19 protein-coding genes, 1 tRNA gene and 1 pseudogene are annotated in these 15923 nt (G+C 68.8%); 5 read left to right on the forward strand and 16 right to left on the reverse strand.

Going from position 1 to position 15923, the window contains the following annotated elements; translation table 11 throughout:
• Positions 1-114: 114 nt before the first annotated feature.
• The 4 genes from WCE37_RS11525 to WCE37_RS11540 all read right to left on the reverse strand — a co-directional run bounded on the left by WCE37_RS11525 (position 115) and on the right by WCE37_RS11540 (position 3228).
• A complete protein-coding gene (locus WCE37_RS11525) occupies positions 115-1491 on the reverse strand; it encodes a pyridoxal-phosphate dependent enzyme (protein ID WP_343279504.1) in 1377 nt (458 codons plus the stop codon).
• A 168-nt stretch (positions 1492-1659) separates the two neighbouring features.
• Positions 1660-1878, reverse strand: coding sequence for a YdcH family protein (locus tag WCE37_RS11530; protein WP_343255042.1), 219 nt, complete (start codon positions 1876-1878; stop codon positions 1660-1662).
• A gap of 364 nt (positions 1879-2242) precedes the next feature.
• Positions 2243-2845, reverse strand: coding sequence for a hypothetical protein (locus tag WCE37_RS11535; RefSeq protein ID WP_343279505.1), 603 nt, complete (start codon positions 2843-2845; stop codon positions 2243-2245).
• On the reverse strand, positions 2842-3228 hold the full coding sequence (locus tag WCE37_RS11540; protein WP_343255044.1) for a DUF4398 domain-containing protein: 387 nt from the start codon (positions 3226-3228) through the stop codon (positions 2842-2844). The genes WCE37_RS11535 and WCE37_RS11540 overlap by 4 nt, the downstream gene beginning before the upstream one ends.
• A gap of 97 nt (positions 3229-3325) precedes the next feature.
• Between WCE37_RS11540 and WCE37_RS11545 the strand changes: the two genes are divergently transcribed.
• The gene (locus tag WCE37_RS11545; RefSeq protein WP_343279506.1) at positions 3326-4438 is read left to right on the forward strand and encodes a PilT/PilU family type 4a pilus ATPase; all 1113 of its coding nucleotides are present in this window, start codon (positions 3326-3328) and stop codon (positions 4436-4438) included.
• Between the two features lie 67 nt (positions 4439-4505).
• Here the strand turns inward: WCE37_RS11545 and maiA are convergent, their stop codons facing one another.
• The 6 genes from maiA to rplM form a co-directional block, all read right to left on the reverse strand.
• Positions 4506-5210: a maleylacetoacetate isomerase gene (maiA, locus tag WCE37_RS11550; protein ID WP_343255046.1), complete on the reverse strand. Its 705-nt coding sequence runs from the start codon at positions 5208-5210 to the stop codon at positions 4506-4508.
• An 81-nt stretch (positions 5211-5291) separates the two neighbouring features.
• Entirely contained in the window at positions 5292-6281 is a 990-nt protein-coding gene (locus WCE37_RS11555; RefSeq protein WP_343279507.1) for a fumarylacetoacetate hydrolase family protein, read from the reverse strand.
• 93 nt (positions 6282-6374) lie between these two features.
• On the reverse strand, positions 6375-7118 hold the full coding sequence (locus WCE37_RS11560; protein ID WP_343279508.1) for a 2OG-Fe dioxygenase family protein: 744 nt from the start codon (positions 7116-7118) through the stop codon (positions 6375-6377).
• Between the two features lie 106 nt (positions 7119-7224).
• Positions 7225-7299, reverse strand: a tRNA-Gln gene (locus WCE37_RS11565).
• Positions 7300-7349: 50 nt separating this feature from the next.
• On the reverse strand, positions 7350-7742 hold the full coding sequence (gene rpsI / locus WCE37_RS11570) for a 30S ribosomal protein S9 (RefSeq protein ID WP_343255049.1): 393 nt from the start codon (positions 7740-7742) through the stop codon (positions 7350-7352).
• 3 nt (positions 7743-7745) lie between these two features.
• A complete protein-coding gene (gene rplM / locus WCE37_RS11575; RefSeq protein ID WP_343255050.1) occupies positions 7746-8174 on the reverse strand; it encodes a 50S ribosomal protein L13 in 429 nt (142 codons plus the stop codon).
• 156 nt (positions 8175-8330) lie between these two features.
• Between rplM and coq7 the strand changes: the two genes are divergently transcribed.
• Positions 8331-8972 carry a 2-polyprenyl-3-methyl-6-methoxy-1,4-benzoquinone monooxygenase gene (gene coq7 / locus WCE37_RS11580; RefSeq protein ID WP_343279509.1) on the forward strand — a complete coding sequence of 214 codons (642 nt, stop codon included), beginning with the start codon at positions 8331-8333 and terminating at the stop codon, positions 8970-8972.
• Here coq7 and sugE read toward each other — a convergent pair.
• Positions 8969-9286, reverse strand: coding sequence for a quaternary ammonium compound efflux SMR transporter SugE (sugE, locus tag WCE37_RS11585; protein WP_343255052.1), 318 nt, complete (start codon positions 9284-9286; stop codon positions 8969-8971). The two genes, coq7 and sugE, sit on opposite strands and share 4 nt — an antisense overlap.
• 184 nt (positions 9287-9470) lie before the next feature.
• Entirely contained in the window at positions 9471-10262 is a 792-nt protein-coding gene (speD, locus tag WCE37_RS11590) for an adenosylmethionine decarboxylase (protein ID WP_343255053.1), read from the reverse strand.
• A gap of 216 nt (positions 10263-10478) precedes the next feature.
• Between speD and crp the strand changes: the two genes are divergently transcribed.
• From crp to WCE37_RS11605, 3 genes are all read left to right on the forward strand, one after another.
• A complete protein-coding gene (gene crp / locus WCE37_RS11595) occupies positions 10479-11111 on the forward strand; it encodes a cAMP-activated global transcriptional regulator CRP (protein WP_343255054.1) in 633 nt (210 codons plus the stop codon).
• A gap of 5 nt (positions 11112-11116) precedes the next feature.
• Entirely contained in the window at positions 11117-11584 is a 468-nt protein-coding gene (locus WCE37_RS11600) for a GNAT family N-acetyltransferase (RefSeq protein ID WP_343279510.1), read from the forward strand.
• A 103-nt stretch (positions 11585-11687) separates the two neighbouring features.
• Entirely contained in the window at positions 11688-12440 is a 753-nt protein-coding gene (locus tag WCE37_RS11605) for a sulfite exporter TauE/SafE family protein (protein ID WP_343279511.1), read from the forward strand.
• 26 nt (positions 12441-12466) lie between these two features.
• Here WCE37_RS11605 and WCE37_RS11610 read toward each other — a convergent pair whose 3' ends face one another.
• From WCE37_RS11610 to WCE37_RS11625, 4 genes and pseudogenes are all read right to left on the reverse strand, one after another.
• Complete coding sequence (locus WCE37_RS11610; RefSeq protein WP_343279512.1) at positions 12467-13294, reverse strand: haloacid dehalogenase-like hydrolase; 828 nt, start codon at positions 13292-13294, stop codon at positions 12467-12469.
• A 20-nt stretch (positions 13295-13314) separates the two neighbouring features.
• Positions 13315-14136 (reverse strand): indole-3-glycerol phosphate synthase TrpC, encoded by an 822-nt coding sequence (gene trpC, locus WCE37_RS11615; RefSeq protein ID WP_343279513.1) that lies wholly within the window; start codon positions 14134-14136, stop codon positions 13315-13317.
• 116 nt (positions 14137-14252) lie between these two features.
• Positions 14253-15275, reverse strand: a pseudogene (gene trpD / locus WCE37_RS11620) (anthranilate phosphoribosyltransferase); the annotation flags it as partial.
• Between the two features lie 68 nt (positions 15276-15343).
• On the reverse strand, positions 15344-15922 hold the full coding sequence (locus WCE37_RS11625) for an aminodeoxychorismate/anthranilate synthase component II (RefSeq protein ID WP_343279514.1): 579 nt from the start codon (positions 15920-15922) through the stop codon (positions 15344-15346).
• Position 15923: the final 1 nt, after the last annotated feature.

Consider the following 15923-nt stretch of genomic DNA (forward strand, 5'->3'; position numbering starts at 1 on the left):
CTGTGATTCCGCTGGAAAAGACCGCAAATTGTAGCATCGGCGTGCCAACCCGGCCCCAACCGGAGCCGGCGAAACCGACCCTTCGCCGACCCCGCCGCCGGGCGGGGTGCGCCTTCAGCCGGCGCGCCTCCGCAGCCAGTTCAGCAGGTCGATCCGGGTGATCAGCCCCAGGAACCGGTCGCCATCGGTGACGATCGCCACCTTGCCGGCATCGAACACCGGCAGCAGGGCTTCGACCGGCGATTTCACGTCCAGCACTTCAAGCTTGCTGACCATCGCCGTCGATACCGGGTCGCGGAAGCGGGCTTCGTCGCCATAGACATGCAGCAGCACGTCGGACTCGTCGAGGATCCCGGCCAGGCGCTCGCCGTCCATCACCGGCAGCTGCGAGATCTCGTACAGCTTCATGCGCTGGTAGGCGGTGACCAGCAGGTCGCCGGGCGCAAGCACCACGGTGTCCTTCTGGCTGTAGGGGCGCAGGATCAGGTCGCGCAGGTCGCCATGCTGCTCGCGCTCGATGAAGCCGTTGTCGAGCATCCAGTAGTCGTTGTACATCTTCGACAGGTACTTGTTGCCGGTGTCGCACACGAACACCAGCACCTTCTTCGGCGTGGTCTGTTCGCGGCAGTACTTCAGCGCCGCGGCCAGCAGGGTGCCGGTGGAGGAGCCGCCGAGGATGCCCTCTGTCGCCAGCAGCTCGCGCCCGGCGAGGAAGCTCTCCTTGTCGCTGATCGCGTAGGCCTTCTTCACCCGGCTGAAGTCGGAGATGGTCGGCAGGAAATCCTCGCCGATGCCTTCGACCATCCAGCTTCCCGACTTCTCCGACAGCGTGCCCTCGTTGATGTATTCGGTCAGGATCGAGCCCACCGGATCGGCAAGGATCATCTCGACTTCCGGCGCATGTTCGGCAAAGCAGCGCGACAGGCCGCTCATGGTGCCGGAGCTGCCGCAGCCGAAAACCACGGCATCGACGCCACCGACCTCGGCCATCTGCCGCAGGATCTCGGGACCGGTGCCGAACTCGTGCGCGGCCGGGTTGTCGGGGTTGCCGAACTGGTTGATGAAATAGGCACCCGGGGTCTCGCGCGCGATGCGCTCGGCCAGGTCCTGGTAATAGTCGGGGTGGCCCTTGGCGACGTCCGAGCGGGTCAGCACCACTTCGGCGCCCATGGCCTTGAGGTTGAAGATTTTTTCCCGGCTCATCTTGTCCGGGACCACCAGCACCAGCTTGTAGCCCTTCTGCTGCGCGACCAGCGCCAGGCCGATGCCGGTGTTGCCGGCGGTGCCTTCGACCAGGGTGTCACCGGGCCTGATGTCGCCGCGCTTCTCGGCGGCCTCGATCATGCTCATGCCGATGCGGTCCTTGATCGAACCGCCGGGGTTCTGGCTTTCGAGCTTGAAAAAGAGCTCGCAGCCGCCTGCATCGAGGCGCTGTGCCTTGACGATGGGCGTATCGGCGATGAGTCCGAGGACGGATTCGTGGATCGGCATGTCGGGCAACCTGTCAATGCAAGACGGGGCGCCGATTATCGCATCGCGCGCAAACGCGCGTGGGCCGTGCGGGGCCTGTGGCAGGCCACAAATGCGGGCGGCAGCGACCGACGAGGATGGGCGCCGCCGCCCGCGACAGCTTTCGACCTTACGTGGGGGATCCGGCGATCAGTGGTCGAGCGCCTGGTACATCGTGGACAGGCGATCCTTGGCGGCAAGCTTCTCGCGCTTCATCCGCGACAGCGTGGTGTCGTCCATCGGCAGCACGCCGAGTTCGGCGTCCAGCACCTTCTTGTCCAGCTCCTTGTGGTGGTGGTACAGGCGCCTGAACTCGGGATTCTTGCTGAACAGCGCGTCGAGTTCCGTCTGGGGTTGCCCTTCGAACATGGAGACCTCCTTCAGCCTGGCCCGCGCATGCGTGCCGCGCGGGCATGCAAAAACGCCCCGGGCCTGGAGGCACGGGGCGTGTCGAGTGGAACGGCAGTGGCAGGACACAGACACGGCCCCTCGGGAACCTCCGCGGGGGCTTGCCCGCGGCGACGTTCCCATTGGAGTCGCTGCTGTCCGTCACGATACCGTCCCTTCAGCGAGGCGGCGCCGCGTGGCGGAACCGGCCTCTTGATTCGACCCTACTCTTCCCCGGCAGGGGCGGCAAGGGCGCGGGCCGCGCCCTTCCATACCGGGGCCGGCGAAGGTTCAGGAAGGGGGCCGGAATGGGCTCCGCACTGCGCCGGCGCGACCCCGAACGCGCTCAGCGCGGGTCTTCGAGGGACTTCAGCAGTTCGGCTTCCTGGCGCTTGAGCTCGGCCTCGCGCTCGCGGGCCGCCCGCAGGCGCGCGGCCTGGGTGCTGGCGACATCGTCCAGGACGCCCTCGGCGCGCTGACGGGCGCCGGACTCGATCTCCGCCTCGAGCCGCAGGCGCTCGGCCTCTTCAGCCTGGATCTGCGCCTGGATGCGAAGGCGCTCGGCTTCTGCGCGCGCGCGCGCGGCGTCCTGGCGGCTGGCCTCGACCAGGAGTTCGCTGCGCTCGCGGTCCAGACGCTCCACCTCGCGCCGGGACAGTTCGGTCGCGGCGGCGATCTCCGCGATCTCGGTCCGCCACTCGGCCACGTGTCGGGCATCCGTCCGGGCCTGCGCCCCGCGTGCAGCAGCCAGGGCATCGACTGCCTGGCGCGCGCGCAGGCGCTCGTAGGCCGCCAGGGACCGGCGTTCCGGGTCTGCGTCGAGTGCAAGCAGGCGGGCATCGAGCGCCGCGCGGCCTTCGTCGGCGGCCGCCGCGTGCGACTGCTGGGCCAGGGCTGAAGCCGGCAGCAGAAGGGCCGCGAGGGCCGCGGCAAGCAGCAGGCGGCTCATCGCTGGTCCTCCATGCCCAGGCTCCGGCGCAGCGAAGCGACCTCGGCGCGGCGCTGGGCCAGGGTGGAATCGACCTGCGCCTGTGCGCTGCGCGCGCTGGCAAGGTCGGCCGAGGCCTCCGACAGCCCCGCGAGGGCGCGGGCATCGCGCTCCTTGCCGGCGGTCATGGCCGCCTGGGCCCGGCTCAGGGCGGTGCGGGCCCGGTCCAGGTCCTGCGGGGCGTACTGCTGGGCGTCGGCCGCATCGGCGCGTGCCACCGCCTCCCGGGCGGCCGAAAGCTCGGCCGTGGGCGGCGGCAGGGTGGCGCAGCCGGCAAGCGCGACCGCAAGAACGAGACATGCGCCATGCAGGCGGATTTGGAAGTGTGCGAAGCTTGTGCGCATAAGGGGGCCGCCGCGGGGAAAGGGGACGCACGGCCATTGTCAACAGCATCCGCCCGGATCGCAAACATCCGGTGCGGCGCGATAGGGGAATCCCACGATGGACATCGGCTACTTCCTGAAGCTGATGACGGAGAAGAACGCCTCCGACATGTTCCTGACCACCGGCGCGCCGGTGTACATCAAGGTCGAGGGAAAGCTCTATCCCCTCGGCAATACCGGCCTGCCTCCCGGCATGGTCAAGAAAATCGCCTATTCGCTGATGGACGAGGGCCAGGTGCCGCAGTTCGAGCGCGACCTGGAGCTGAACATGGCGCTGTCGCTGCAGGACTCGGGGCGCTTCCGCGTCAACGTGTTCAAGCAGCGCGGCGAAGTCGGCATGGTGATCCGCGCGATCCGCAGCGTGATCCCGACAATCGAGGAGCTGCAGCTGCCGCAGGTGCTGAAGGACATCATCATGGCCCCGCGCGGGCTGGTGCTGATCGTCGGCTCCACCGGCTCCGGCAAGTCGACCACGCTGGCGTCGATGATCGACCACCGCAACAGCACCACGGCGGGCCACATCCTCACCATCGAGGATCCGATCGAGTACCTGCACCGGCACAAGAAGTCGATCGTGAACCAGCGCGAGGTCGGGCTCGACACGCACGCCTTCCACAACGCACTGAAGAATGCGATGCGCGAGGCACCCGACGTCATCCTCATCGGCGAGATCCTCGATGCGACCACGATGGAGGCCGCGATCGCCTTCGCCGAAACCGGTCACCTGTGCCTGGCCACGCTGCATTCCAACAATGCCGACCAGACCATCGAGCGCATCCTCAACTTCTTCCCCGAGGCCGCGCACAAGAACGTGCTGATGAACCTGTCGCTCAACCTCAAGGCGGTCGTCAGCCAGCGCCTTGTGGTGGGCATCGACGGCCGCCGCATGCCGGCGACCGAGGTCCTCATCAACACGCCCATGATCCGCGACCTGCTGCGACGCGGCCAGGTGCACGAAATCAAGCAGGCGATGGAGGAATCGCTGGAGGAAGGCATCGAATCCTTCGACCAGTGCCTGTTCCGCCTCTACAAGGACGGCCGGATCGAGCGCGAGACCGCGCTGCGCGCCGCCGACTCGCGCGACGGCCTGGACCTCAAGTTCCGGCTGTCGGAAGGCGGCGACGGCGAGCACGACCCCTACGCCGAGATCTTCGACACCGGCGAGCGCTGAGGGGCCGGCGAGCGGTGGAAGCGGCCATGACCGCGATCGCAGTGCAACTTCACCCCACCGGTGCGCGTCAGCCTACCGGTGCGTCGGGCTGCCGCTCCGGGCGCGCCGCGTCGAAGGCCGGCAGCGCCAGGCAGTGTCGTTCGATGCGGTCGATGATGGGATACCTGGCCATGTCGATGCCGAAGCGGCGCGCGTTGTAGACCTGCGGCACCAGGCAGCAGTCGGCGATCGTCGGCTGGTGGCCGTCGCAGAACTCGCCGGTGGACGGATTGTCCGCCAGCAACGCCTCGAGCGCGCGGAAGCCCTTGTCGATCCAATGCTTCACCCAGACCTCGCGCTCGGGCTGGGGCACGCCCCAATCGTGTTCGAGGTACTGCAGCACGCGCAGGTTGTTGAGCGGATGGATGTCGCTGGCCACCACCTGTGCCAGCGCCCGCACCCGTGCGCGGTCGCGCGCGGTGGCCGGCAGCAGCGGCGGCTCCGGCCACATTTCATCGAGGTATTCCAGGATCGCCAGCGACTGGCGCAGGTTGCGCTGGCCATGCTGGAGCACCGGCACCAGTTCCTGGGGATTGAGCGCGGCAAACTCCGCGCCATGCTGTTCACCGCCGCCGCGCACCAGGTGCACGGCGGCGGTGTCGTACTTCAGGCCCTTGAGGTTGAGGCCGATGCGCACGCGATAGGCCGCGCTTGAACGCCAGTACGAATGCAGGCAAAGGGTCCCGTTGCCGTTGCCAGTTCCGTCCGTCCCCGTGTCGCTGTCGGCCGCCATGCTCTCCCCTTGATCAATCCCTGCCACAACGCCCTCCGGCCGGCCGGGCCCGCGCATCCGGCGCGCGACCCGCCCTTCGCCTCAGGGTGCCGCCTGGTGCTCGATGCGCTGCTCGATGGCGCCGAAGATCGAAGCACCATCGGCATCGAACATCTCGATGCGCACCTGGTCGCCGAAGGACATGAAGGGCGTCTTCGGCGCGCCGTGCTCGAGGGCCTCGACGGTCCGCCGTTCGGCGAAGCACGAGGCGCCCAGCGAGGTGTCTTCGTTGGCGATCGTCCCCGAACCAACGATGGTTCCGGCGGAAAGCGGCCGCGTCCGCGCCGCATGCGCGACCAGCTGGGCGAAGTCGAACTGCATGTCCACGCCGGCCTCGGGCGCGCCGAACCATTCGCCGTTGACGTGGGTGACCAGCGGGCGGTGCAGCTTGTTGCCGCGCCAGGCGTCGCCGAGCTCGTCCGGGGTCACGAACACCGGCGACAGCGCCGAGCGCGGCTTGGACTGCAGGAAGCCGAAACCCTTGGCGAGCTCGCCGGGAATCAGGTTGCGCAGGCTGACGTCGTTGACCAGGCCGATGAGCTGGATGTGGCCGGCGGCCTGTTCCGGCGTGGCGGCCATGGGCACGTCGTCGGTGATCACCACGATCTCGGCCTCGAGGTCGATGCCGTGCTCTTCGCTGGTCACGCGCACCGGATCACGCGGGCCAAGGAAGCCGGCGCTGGTCGCCTGGTACATCAGCGGGTCGGTGTAGAAGCTCTCCGGCACCTCGGCGCCGCGCGCACGGCGTACGCGCGCCACGTGCGGCAGGTAGGCGCTGCCGTCGAGGAATTCGTAGGCGCGCGGCAGCGGTGCTGCCAGCTGCGCAGGTTCAAGATCGAAGCTGCCGTCGGCGCTGTCGGCGTCAAGCGCGGCGGCCAGCGCGACCAGGCGCGGCGCCGCGTTCGACCAGTCTTCCAGCGCCTGCTGCAGCGTCGTCGCGATCCCGGTCGCACGCACGGCGCGCGACAGGTCGCGCGACACCACCACCAGCGTGCCGTCGCGGCCGCCCTCTTTCAGAGAACCCAGCTTCATTGCCACTCCACGAAATATGCAATCCCGCGATTGTAGCGGGGCTGCGGCGATGGTGTGGGGAGAGCATTCTTTCACCGTGGATCACGCCTTTCTCTAGTCCTCCCCCTGGAACGCCCCGGCCCGATAGGTCAGGACCAGGGTGTCGCGATGCCCGTGGCCGTCGGTGGACAGCGGCTGGATGGGCGTGGATTCGTGGATGACGCGGGTGTCGTCCATCAGCAGCAGCGACCAGGGTGCTTCGAGGGTGAAGCGGTGGCCGTCCGGCCCTGCCGCGTCGAAGACGCGGGTCTCGCCGCCCTTGATGCCCTCTCGGCCGACCATGAACACGGCGACGAAGTCGACGCCGTCGCGGTGCGCGCCTTCCGGCGTCGGCCGACCGATGCCGTCACTGGTGTCGATGCGGAATTGATGGGCTTCGACGTGCCAGGGGCCGGCGTCGCGCACTCCGCTGCACAGCACGCCCAGCGCGCCCAGCAGCCGCAGCCACGCCGGCTGCGACGCAAGCTCCGGCGACAGCGGCCGGTACATGCGCTCCATGCCCCCGTGCAGTGCGTTGTAGTCCACCGACTGCCAGTGCGCACGGTGCGGAGCCTGGCGCGCCTGGCCGCCATCGACCACGAAGCACGAATGCCTGCGGCGGCGATAGCGGCCGCCGTCGCGCAGGTAGTCGTCAGCGGGGAGCGCGTCCCAACCAAGGCCCAGGCCGGCGATTGCCTCCGCGGACAGCCCGGTGACCGCCGCCACCGCGGCCGGCGACAGCACGGCATACCCCTCGTCGCGCAGGGCCTGCAGTTCACGACCCCGGGGCGTATAGGGCGGTGGGAAGATGACGGCCATGGCGATGCCCTCGACGGTTCGCGGACGACCGGTCCGGCGCCACCGTCAGCGCCGGGCCCGGAAAGCACGAAGCCCGCGCAAGGCGGGCTTCAGCATTCTGGCGATGTGGCAGCCCCGGAAGGATTCGAACCTCCGAATGCCTGAGTCAGAGTCAGGTGCCTTACCGCTTGGCGACGGGGCTATGCGGAAATTGTAACGCAGGATCGCGCGAAGCGATCCTGAATGCAGCAATCAGCGCTTCGAGAACTGCGTGGCGCGGCGCGCCTTGTGCAGACCGACCTTCTTGCGCTCGACCTCGCGGGCGTCACGGGTCATGAAGCCGGCCTTGCGCAGCTCGCTCTTCAGGGTCTCGTCGTACTCCACCAGCGCGCGGGCGATGCCCAGGCGGATGGCGCCGGCCTGGCCGGTGGTGCCGCCGCCGTGGGTCGTCACGAAGATGTCGAAGCTCTCGGTGTTCTTCGTGAGCTCGAGCGGCTGGCGCACGATCATCCGCGCGGTCTCGCGGCCGAAGAACTCGTCGAGCGGACGCGCGTTGACGGTGATGGTGCCGGTACCGCGGCGCAGGAACACGCGGGCGGTGGAGGATTTGCGACGGCCGGTGCCGTAATTCTGGGTGATTGCCATGACTTAGATATCCAGGACTTGCGGCTGCTGGGCGGCGTGCGGGTGCTCGGAACCCTTGTAGACCTTGAGCTTGCGATACATCGCGCGGCCCAGGGTGTTCTTCGGGAGCATGCCCTTGACCGAGTGCTCGATGACGCGCTCCGGGTGGCGCTCAAGCGCCTGCCCCAGGGTCTCGGACTTCAGGTTGCCGATGTACCCGGTGAAGCGGTAGTACATCTTGTCGGCGAGCTTGTTGCCGGTGACGTGGATCTTCTCGGCGTTGATCACGACGATGTAATCGCCGGTATCGACGTGAGGGGTGTAGACGGGCTTGTGCTTGCCGCGGAGGCGACGCGCGATCTCGGTGCTCAGGCGACCGAGGGTCTTGCCGGCGGCGTCGACCACGTACCAGTCGCGCTGGACGGTCTCGTTCTTGGCGGTAAAGGTTTTCATCGGGAACTCTCAGGGGTGACTGGTCGGGCTGGTTGCGCGGGCCATCGCCCTGCGGAACTTCGCCTCGCGTTTTCACGTTCAGGGAACGCAAGAGGCGGAATTGTACCGGGCCGCGCCGGGTACCGCAACTTGCCGGCGCCGGCGCACAATGAGGACATGACCACCCGCACCCTCTCCCCTATCGACCGCCTGCTGGCGGATGCCCAGAACGCCCTGGAAACCGTGGCCGGGCGGCCACGCGCCGAACGCCCGAACCCGGGCGCCACCGAGCCCGAGGTCGAGCTGGATGCCGCCGAACGCCGCCACGCCGCCGGGCTCATGCGCATCAACCACGTCGGCGAGGTCTGTGCGCAGGCGCTGTACATCGGCCAGGCCACCGTGGCGCGCGACCCGGCCACCCGGGCGCACCTGCTGGAGGCGGCCCAGGAAGAGACCGACCACCTGGCCTGGTGCGACGACCGCCTGCGCGAGCTCGACAGCCGGCCCAGCCTCTTCAACCCGCTCTGGTATGCCGGCAGCTACGCCATCGGCCTGCTGGCCGGCCTGCGCGGCGATGGCTGGAACCTCGGCTTCGTGGTCGAGACCGAACGCCAGGTCGAAGCCCACCTGGAAGAACACCTGCAGACGCTGCCCGATGCCGACCTGCGAAGCCGCGCCATCCTCGAGACCATGAAGGCCGACGAGGCCCGCCACGCCGACAACGCCGAGGCCGCCGGCGCGCGCATCCTGCCGCAGCCCATCCCGACGCTGATGGCGGCGGCATCGAAGCTCATGAAGACCGTCGCCTACCGCCTCTAGGCTGAAACCAGCTTCAGGCCGATCACGCCGGCGACGATCAACCCGATGCACGCCAGCCGCGCCGGCGAAGCGCTCTCGCCCAGCGCCAGGATGCCGATGGTCGCGACGCCCACCGCGCCGATCCCGGTCCAGGTCGCATACGCGGTGCCCACCGGGATCACCTTCAGCGCCTGGGTCAGCAGCCACAGGCTGATCGCCGCGGTCACGACCGTCCACACGCTGGGCCACAGGCGCGTGAACCCGTCGGTGTACTTGAGTCCGATCGCGAAGCCGATCTCGAACAGGCCGGCGAGCAGCAGGTAGATCCATGCCATGGGGCGTTTCCTCGGTGGATGCAATGAAAAACGGCCCGGAGCCTTCGCTCCGGACCGCCGTCGGTCTTCGTGCGCGGGCGCCAGGCCCCGCGTGCGGGTCGTCCCGCACTGATGGATCGTCGCTGCATCCTGCCAGCGCCGTGTCGAACGCCGCGTAACCGGCGGCGCCCGATGCCAGCAAGGTTCACACCACCAGGTTGCGCCCGTGGAACAGCTCTTCGATCTCGCGCTTGAGCAGCATCTCGATCTTCATCCGCTCCTTGAACGACAGGTTGCGCGCCTTCTCCTCGAACAGGTACTGGTCGAGGTCGAAGTCCTTCAGGTGCATCTTGGTGTGGAAGATGTTTTCCTGGTAGACGTTGACGTCGAACATCTCGTAGCGGGCCTTGATGTTCTTGGCCAGGAAGTCCTGGATCGAATTGATCTTGTGGTCGATGAAATGCTTCTTGCCCTTGATGTCGCGGGTGAAACCGCGCACCCGGTAGTCGGCGATCACGATGTCCGACTCGAAGCTTTCGATCAGGTAGTTCAGCGCCTTCAGCGGCGAGATCACGCCGCAGGTGGCGACGTCGATATCGGCGCGGAAGGTCGCGATGCCCGCCTGCGGGTGCGTTTCCGGATAGGTGTGGACGGTGATGTGGCTCTTGTCCAGGTGCGCGACCACCGCGTCGGAGATCACGCCCTTGGCGTCGGCCTTGTCGATCACCGGCTCTTCCGAGATCAGGATCGTCACCGAGGCGCCCTGCGGGTCGTAGTCCTGGCGCGCGATATTGAGGATGTTGGCACCGATGATCTCGGCGACGTCCGTCAGGATCTGCGTCAGCCGGTCGGCGTTGTATTCCTCGTCGATGTATTCGATGTAGCGCTGGCGCTCGTCCTTGGAGACGGCGTAGCACACGTCGTAGATGTTGAAGCTCAGGGCCTTGGTGAGGTTGTTGAATCCCTGCAGTTTCAAGCGAGGCAGCGGTTTGACCACGTCGTGCGGACCCCGGTTCGGGCGGAAAGTCCGCGAGTATGCGGCAAAGGGGCCGCGGCTGCGACCGGGCAGCGGCGCGAGGCGCTCCCAGGGGTACCAACGGTTTGCCGGATGGGGGCTGACGGCCTACTCTTGCTTCATCCCCCGTTTAACTTCTTCATGACTATCAGCCCTGTGGCCATAATCAGCATCGTAAAACGACCCCTGCATCCACTCATGCCCTCACCGGCGACGATCGAGCGCTTCCTGGCGCACTGCCATCGTCGCCGCTATCCGCCCCGCACCGAGGTCTTCCGCCCGGGCGACCAGGCCGGGACCATGTATTACGTGGTCAGCGGCTCGGTCAGCATCATCACCGAGGAGGACGACGGCCGCGAACTGATCCTGGGCTACTTCGGCCCCGGCGAATTCGTGGGCGAGATGGGACTGTTCATCGAATCCGACGTCCGCGAGGTGATCCTGCGCACGCGGGTGCAGACCGAGCTGGCCGAGATCAGCTACGAGCGTCTGTACCAGCTGTTCGACGGCTCGCTGTCAGGCGACGCCACGCAGATCATGTACTCGATCGGAGCCCAGCTCTCGCGGCGCCTGCTCGACACCAGCCGCAAGGCCGGTCGCCTGGCCTTCCTCGACGTCACCGACCGCATCACCCGCACCCTGCACGACCTGACCCGGGAGCCGGAGGCCATGAGCCACCCCGACGGCACCCAGCTCCGGGTCTCGCGCCAGGAGCTGGCGCGCCTGGTCGGCTGCTCGCGCGAGATGGCCGGACGCGTGCTCAAGAAGCTGCAGATCGACGGCAAGCTGCACGCACGCGGCAAGACCATCGTGCTGTTCGGCACCCGCTGAGCCGGATGGTCGCGTTCGAACCCCGCGGGGTGCTTCCGGACGCCGACCTGCGCTGCGCTTCGTCGATCGACGCCGACGATGTCGCCGTCCTGCTCTGCGAACTCGGCTATCCCTGCGACACCGCGGATGCCGCCCGCCGGATCGCCGTGATCAGCGGCGACGACCGCCAGGCCCTGGTGGTGGCGCGCTGCGGCGGCATGGTCACCGGGCTGATCGCGCTGGACTTCATGTACTACCTGCCGCTGGACACCACCACGTGCCGGATCACCGCGCTGGTGGTCTCGCCCGCTGCCCAGGGCCGCGGGCTCGGCCGCCAGCTGCTGCGCGAAGCCGAGCGCCGCGCGCGGGCCGCCGGCGCGGCGCGGGTCGAACTGGCCAGCGGCTCGCAGCGCACCGACGCCCACGCCTTCTACAGGGCCTGCGGCTTCGGCGACGGCACCCTGCGCTTCATCAAACGCCTGGGCGACGCCTGATCCAGGCCCCCGGCCCGACCCTGATCCACGACAAGGCGCCGTCACGCCCGGCTGGCTAACCTGCGCGCCTCCCGTCGGCGCCCGCTGCGCCTGGACACCCCACATGGACCTGCTGGAGAGCCCTTTCCTCCTGTTCGTGGCGATCGGCCTGTGCGCGCAGCTCGTCGACGGCGCGCTGGGCATGGCCTACGGCCTGGTGTCGTCCTCGATCCTGCGGGCCATGGGCATGCCGCCGGCGGCGGTGAGCGCGAGCGTACACACGGCAGAGGTGTTCACTACCGGCGTTTCGGGTGCCGCCCACGGCATCCTCGGCAACGTCGACCGCAGGCTGATGCTGCGGCTGGCCGCGCCCGGCGTGGTCGGCGGCGTCATCGGCGCCAGCCTGCTCAGCCGCATCGACGGCGAGGCGATCAGGCCATGGATCCACGGCTACCTGTTCGTGCTTGCGCTGCTGATCCTGCTGCGCGCGGCCGGGCGCCGGCTGCCGCGGGGCGAGGTGAAGCGCGTGGGCGTGCTCGGCTTCGTCTCAGGACTGCTCGACGCCATCGGCGGCGGCGGGTGGGGGCCGATGGCCACGTCCACCCTGCTCGCCCGGGGCGGCGAGGCGAGGACGAGCATTGGCACGGTCAGCGCGGCCGAGTTCGTGGTCACGCTGGCGATCTCGATCACGTTCCTGCTCTCGATCGGACTGGAGCACTGGCAGGTGATCCTGGGCCTGCTGGTGGGGGGCGTGATCGCGGCACCGCTGGCGGCGCTGCTGGTGCGCCACGTGCGCGAGCGACTGGTGTTGTTCGCGGTGGGCGGCCTGGTGCTGGCGATCTCGGGCGTCCAGATCTGGCTGGCACTGGCGGGCTGAAGCCCCCGCCAATCGCCAGCCTGGCTTCAAACGCGGTCGGCCGGCAGCGTTCCGTTGACGCCGACGCCGGCGGTGACCGGCTCGCCGCCGCGGCCGGGGCAGCCCCAGTTGAGGACCGGTGTGCCCGGCGGCAGTGCGCGGCGGAAGCGTTCGATCGAGCCCTGCTTGGGATTCACCACCACCGGCCGGCGCGCGCCAAGCAGCAGCGGCAGGTCGGCCCAGGAGTCGGAATAGGCGGCGTCGATGTCGCTCCAGCCCAGCTCGCGCAGCATCCGCATTTTTTCTTCGTTGTGGCAGTGCCGCGCGGCGACAACGGCGCCGAAGCGCGGGCCGGCCAGGGTGCCGACCACCGGCACGTCCTCGTGGGCGACGAAGGACAGGATCGCGCGTGCCAGCTCCGGCGGCGCGCCGGTCGCCACCACCACGCGATCGCCCCGTATCCGGTGGGCGTGGAACACCTCGAGCGCCACCGGCAGCAGGCGGCCGCGGATGTCCTCGGCGTGCCTGGCGACGTAGGCATCGATCAGCGCATCGAGTTCACGCACGCGGCTGAAGCCAACGGTGCCGGCCCAGACAAAGCCGGAGATGCCCATGCGTCGCGTCGGCAGGAATGCGACCATCGGGCCGAACACGGGCGCCAGCAGCAGCGCCAGCAGCCGGCGCCACCAGGTCCGCTTGATCAGCCAGGCAAACAGGTGGCTGCCGGAGTCGCCGTCGTACAGGGTGTGGTCGAAGTCGAAGACCACCAGCGGGGCGTCGTCGCGCGGCGTCCGGTAGCGGCGCGCTTCGCCGGGATTCGCCGCTGTAGCGGCTCCCACAGGGCCATCGCGACCTGCCTTCGTGGGAGCGGCCATGGCCGCGATCGGATCGCCGCTCACGTGCCGAACATCCCGCGCAGCGCAGCGCCGGGATCCGGGGCGCGCATGAAGGCCTCGCCCACCAGGAAGGCATCGATGCCGGCGCCGCGCAGCAGCGCGACGTCGTCGGCGGTCATGACGCCGCTCTCGGTTACCAGGCGGCGGCCCGGCGGCGCCTGCGCCTTCAGCGCCAGCGTCGTGTCCAGCGAGACTTCGAAGCTGCGCAGGTCGCGGTTGTTGACACCCAGCAGCGGCGCGCGGCCATCGACCATCGGCAGGCGCAGCGCGCGCTCGAACTCGATGGCGTCGTGCACCTCGGCCAGCACGTCCATGCCCAGCTCCAGCGCCTGTACGCACAAATCGTTCAGGCGCGCATCGTCCAGGCCCGCGAGGATCAGCAGCACGCAGTCGGCGCCAAGCACTCGGGCCTCGTCGACCTGGTAGCCGTCGACGATGAAGTCCTTGCGCAGCACCGGCAGCGCGCACGCCTCGCGCGCCTGCCGCAGGTAGTCGTCGGCGCCCTGGAAGAAGTCGACGTCGGTGAGCACCGAGAGGCAGGCTGCGCCGGCGGCCTCGTAGCTGCGCGCGATCGCCGCGGGATCGAAGTCCTCGCGGATCACGCCCTTCGACGGGCTGGCCTTCTTGACCTCGGCGATCACCGCGGCGTGCCCGGCGGCGATCTTCGCTTCAAGCGCGGCCGCGAAGCCGCGCACCGGCGGCGCGTCGGCCAGACGCATGAAGATTTCGGCACGCGACACGTACAGCTTGCGCTCGGCGACCTCTTCAAGCTTGCGCGCAAGGATGCGCGCGAGCACGTCCGGCGCCCGCACCGTGCTCATGCCTGGCTCCCTTCAGCCGGACCGCGGGCATCGATCGCGGCTGTAGCCGCTCCCACCGTAGAGCCCGCAGGCGCCGCGCAAGCGCCTGTGGGAGTGGTCGCGATCGCGCCGTTGCCCAGCGCGCGGGTGGCGGCGACGAATTCATCAAGCTTCGCCTTCGCCGCACCCGACGCGATGGTCGCGTGCGCCAGCTCGACGCCGCCGGCGATCGAATCGGCCACGCCCGCGACGTACAGCGCCGCGCCGGCGTTGAGCGACACGATCCGCCCCGGCAGGCCGTCGGCGTCGCTGATCGCCTCCAGCACCATGGCCTTCGACTCCTCCGCGCCATCGACCTTCAGGTTGCGGCTGGCCGCCATCGGGATGCCGAAGTCTTCCGGATGGATCTCGTACTCGCGCACCTTGCCGTCGCGCAGCTCGCCAACCAGCGTCCCGGCGCCAAGCGAAATCTCGTCCATGCCGTCGCGGCCCCAGACCACCAGCGCGCGCTCGGCGCCCAGCTCCTGCAGCACGCGCACCTGGATGCCGACCAGGTCGGCGTGGAACACGCCCATCAGGATCGCCGGCGCATCGGCCGGATTGGTCAGCGGCCCGAGGATGTTGAACAGCGTGCGCACGCCCATCTCGCGACGCACGGGCGCCACGACCTTCATCGCCGGGTGGTAGGCCGGCGCGTACATGAAGCCGATGCCGGTGCGCGCGATGGAGTCCGCCACGGCGTCGGGCGGCAGCTCGATCGTCGCGCCAAGGGCTTCGTAGGCGTCCGCGCTGCCCGAGGTCGACGACACGCTGCGCCCGCCGTGCTTGGCCACGCGCCCGCCGGCGGCCGCGATCACGAAGCTCGAGGCCGTGGAGATATTGAAGGTGTTGGCGCCGTCGCCACCGGTGCCGACGATGTCGACCAGATGCGTGCGGTCCGCGACGTCCACCTTGCGCGCAAGCTCGCGCATCGCGCGCGCCGCGCCGGTGATCTCGCCCACCGTCTCCTTTTTCACCCGCAGCCCGATGATGATCGCCGCGCTCATCAGCGGAGACACGTCGCCGCGCATCATCTGGCGCATGAGGTCGAACATCTCGTCCTCGAAGATCTCGCGGTGTTCGATGGTGCGCTGCAGGGCTTCCTGGGGGGTGATGGGCATGGTCGGGAACTGGCTTCTGTCAGCGATGGGGGGATGCCGGGAGCGCGGCACGGGGACCGGCGGTGGCCTCAGGCGTCGAGGAAATTCTTCAGCAGCGCAAAGCCGTGCTGGCTGAGGATCGACTCCGGGTGGAACTGCACGCCCTGGACCGGGTGCTCGCGGTGGCGCAGGCCCATGATCTCCTCGCGGCTGCCGTCGGCGTTCCTGGTCCAGGCCGTGACTTCAAGGCAGTCCGGCAGGCTTGCCTGCTCCACCACCAGCGAATGGTAGCGCGTGGCCTCGTAGGCGTCCGGCAGTCCGGCGAACACGCCGCTGCCGGCGTGGTGGATGGCCGAGGTCTTGCCGTGCATGATCCGGCCGGCGCGCACCACGCGGCCGCCGTAGGCCTGGCCGATGGCCTGGTGGCCGAGGCAGACGCCGAGGATCGGCGTGGTTGCGCCCAGGCGCCCGATGAGCTCCAGCGACACGCCGGCCTCGTTGGGCGTGCACGGGCCGGGAGAGATCACGATATGGCTCGGCGCGCGCCGCGCGATCGCGTCCACGCTGAGCGCGTCGTTGCGCATCACCTCCACCTCGGCGCCCAGCACCTGCAGGTACTGCACGAGGTTGAAGGTGAAGCTGTCGTAGTTGTCGATCATCAGCAGCATG

It is taken from the genome of Luteimonas sp. MJ250 (assembly GCF_039548455.1).
Classification (GTDB): Bacteria; Pseudomonadota; Gammaproteobacteria; order Xanthomonadales; family Xanthomonadaceae; genus Luteimonas.

Bases quoted from the DNA above. Each gene is read 5' to 3' on its own strand.
- WCE37_RS11600 (WP_343279510.1), top strand. From the start codon at position 11,117: ATGGTCGCGTTCGAACCCCGCGGGGTGCTTCCGGACGCCGACCTGCGC.
- WCE37_RS11560 (WP_343279508.1), bottom strand. From the start codon at position 7,118: ATGGCCGTCATCTTCCCACCGCCCTATACGCCCCGGGGTCGTGAACTG.
- WCE37_RS11530 (WP_343255042.1), bottom strand. From the start codon at position 1,878: ATGTTCGAAGGGCAACCCCAGACGGAACTCGACGCGCTGTTCAGCAAG.
- maiA (WP_343255046.1), bottom strand. From the start codon at position 5,210: ATGGCGGCCGACAGCGACACGGGGACGGACGGAACTGGCAACGGCAAC.
- WCE37_RS11535 (WP_343279505.1), bottom strand. From the start codon at position 2,845: ATGAGCCGCCTGCTGCTTGCCGCGGCCCTCGCGGCCCTTCTGCTGCCG.
- WCE37_RS11525 (WP_343279504.1), bottom strand. From the start codon at position 1,491: ATGCCGATCCACGAATCCGTCCTCGGACTCATCGCCGATACGCCCATC.
- rplM (WP_343255050.1), bottom strand. From the start codon at position 8,174: ATGAAAACCTTTACCGCCAAGAACGAGACCGTCCAGCGCGACTGGTAC.
- trpC (WP_343279513.1), bottom strand. From the start codon at position 14,136: ATGAGCACGGTGCGGGCGCCGGACGTGCTCGCGCGCATCCTTGCGCGC.
- WCE37_RS11610 (WP_343279512.1), bottom strand. From the start codon at position 13,294: ATGGCCGCTCCCACGAAGGCAGGTCGCGATGGCCCTGTGGGAGCCGCT.
- WCE37_RS11545 (WP_343279506.1), top strand. From the start codon at position 3,326: ATGGACATCGGCTACTTCCTGAAGCTGATGACGGAGAAGAACGCCTCC.
- sugE (WP_343255052.1), bottom strand. From the start codon at position 9,286: ATGGCATGGATCTACCTGCTGCTCGCCGGCCTGTTCGAGATCGGCTTC.
- coq7 (WP_343279509.1), top strand. From the start codon at position 8,331: ATGACCACCCGCACCCTCTCCCCTATCGACCGCCTGCTGGCGGATGCC.
- WCE37_RS11625 (WP_343279514.1), bottom strand. From the start codon at position 15,922: ATGCTGCTGATGATCGACAACTACGACAGCTTCACCTTCAACCTCGTG.
- WCE37_RS11540 (WP_343255044.1), bottom strand. From the start codon at position 3,228: ATGCGCACAAGCTTCGCACACTTCCAAATCCGCCTGCATGGCGCATGT.
- WCE37_RS11555 (WP_343279507.1), bottom strand. From the start codon at position 6,281: ATGAAGCTGGGTTCTCTGAAAGAGGGCGGCCGCGACGGCACGCTGGTG.
- WCE37_RS11605 (WP_343279511.1), top strand. From the start codon at position 11,688: ATGGACCTGCTGGAGAGCCCTTTCCTCCTGTTCGTGGCGATCGGCCTG.
- rpsI (WP_343255049.1), bottom strand. From the start codon at position 7,742: ATGGCAATCACCCAGAATTACGGCACCGGCCGTCGCAAATCCTCCACC.
- crp (WP_343255054.1), top strand. From the start codon at position 10,479: ATGCCCTCACCGGCGACGATCGAGCGCTTCCTGGCGCACTGCCATCGT.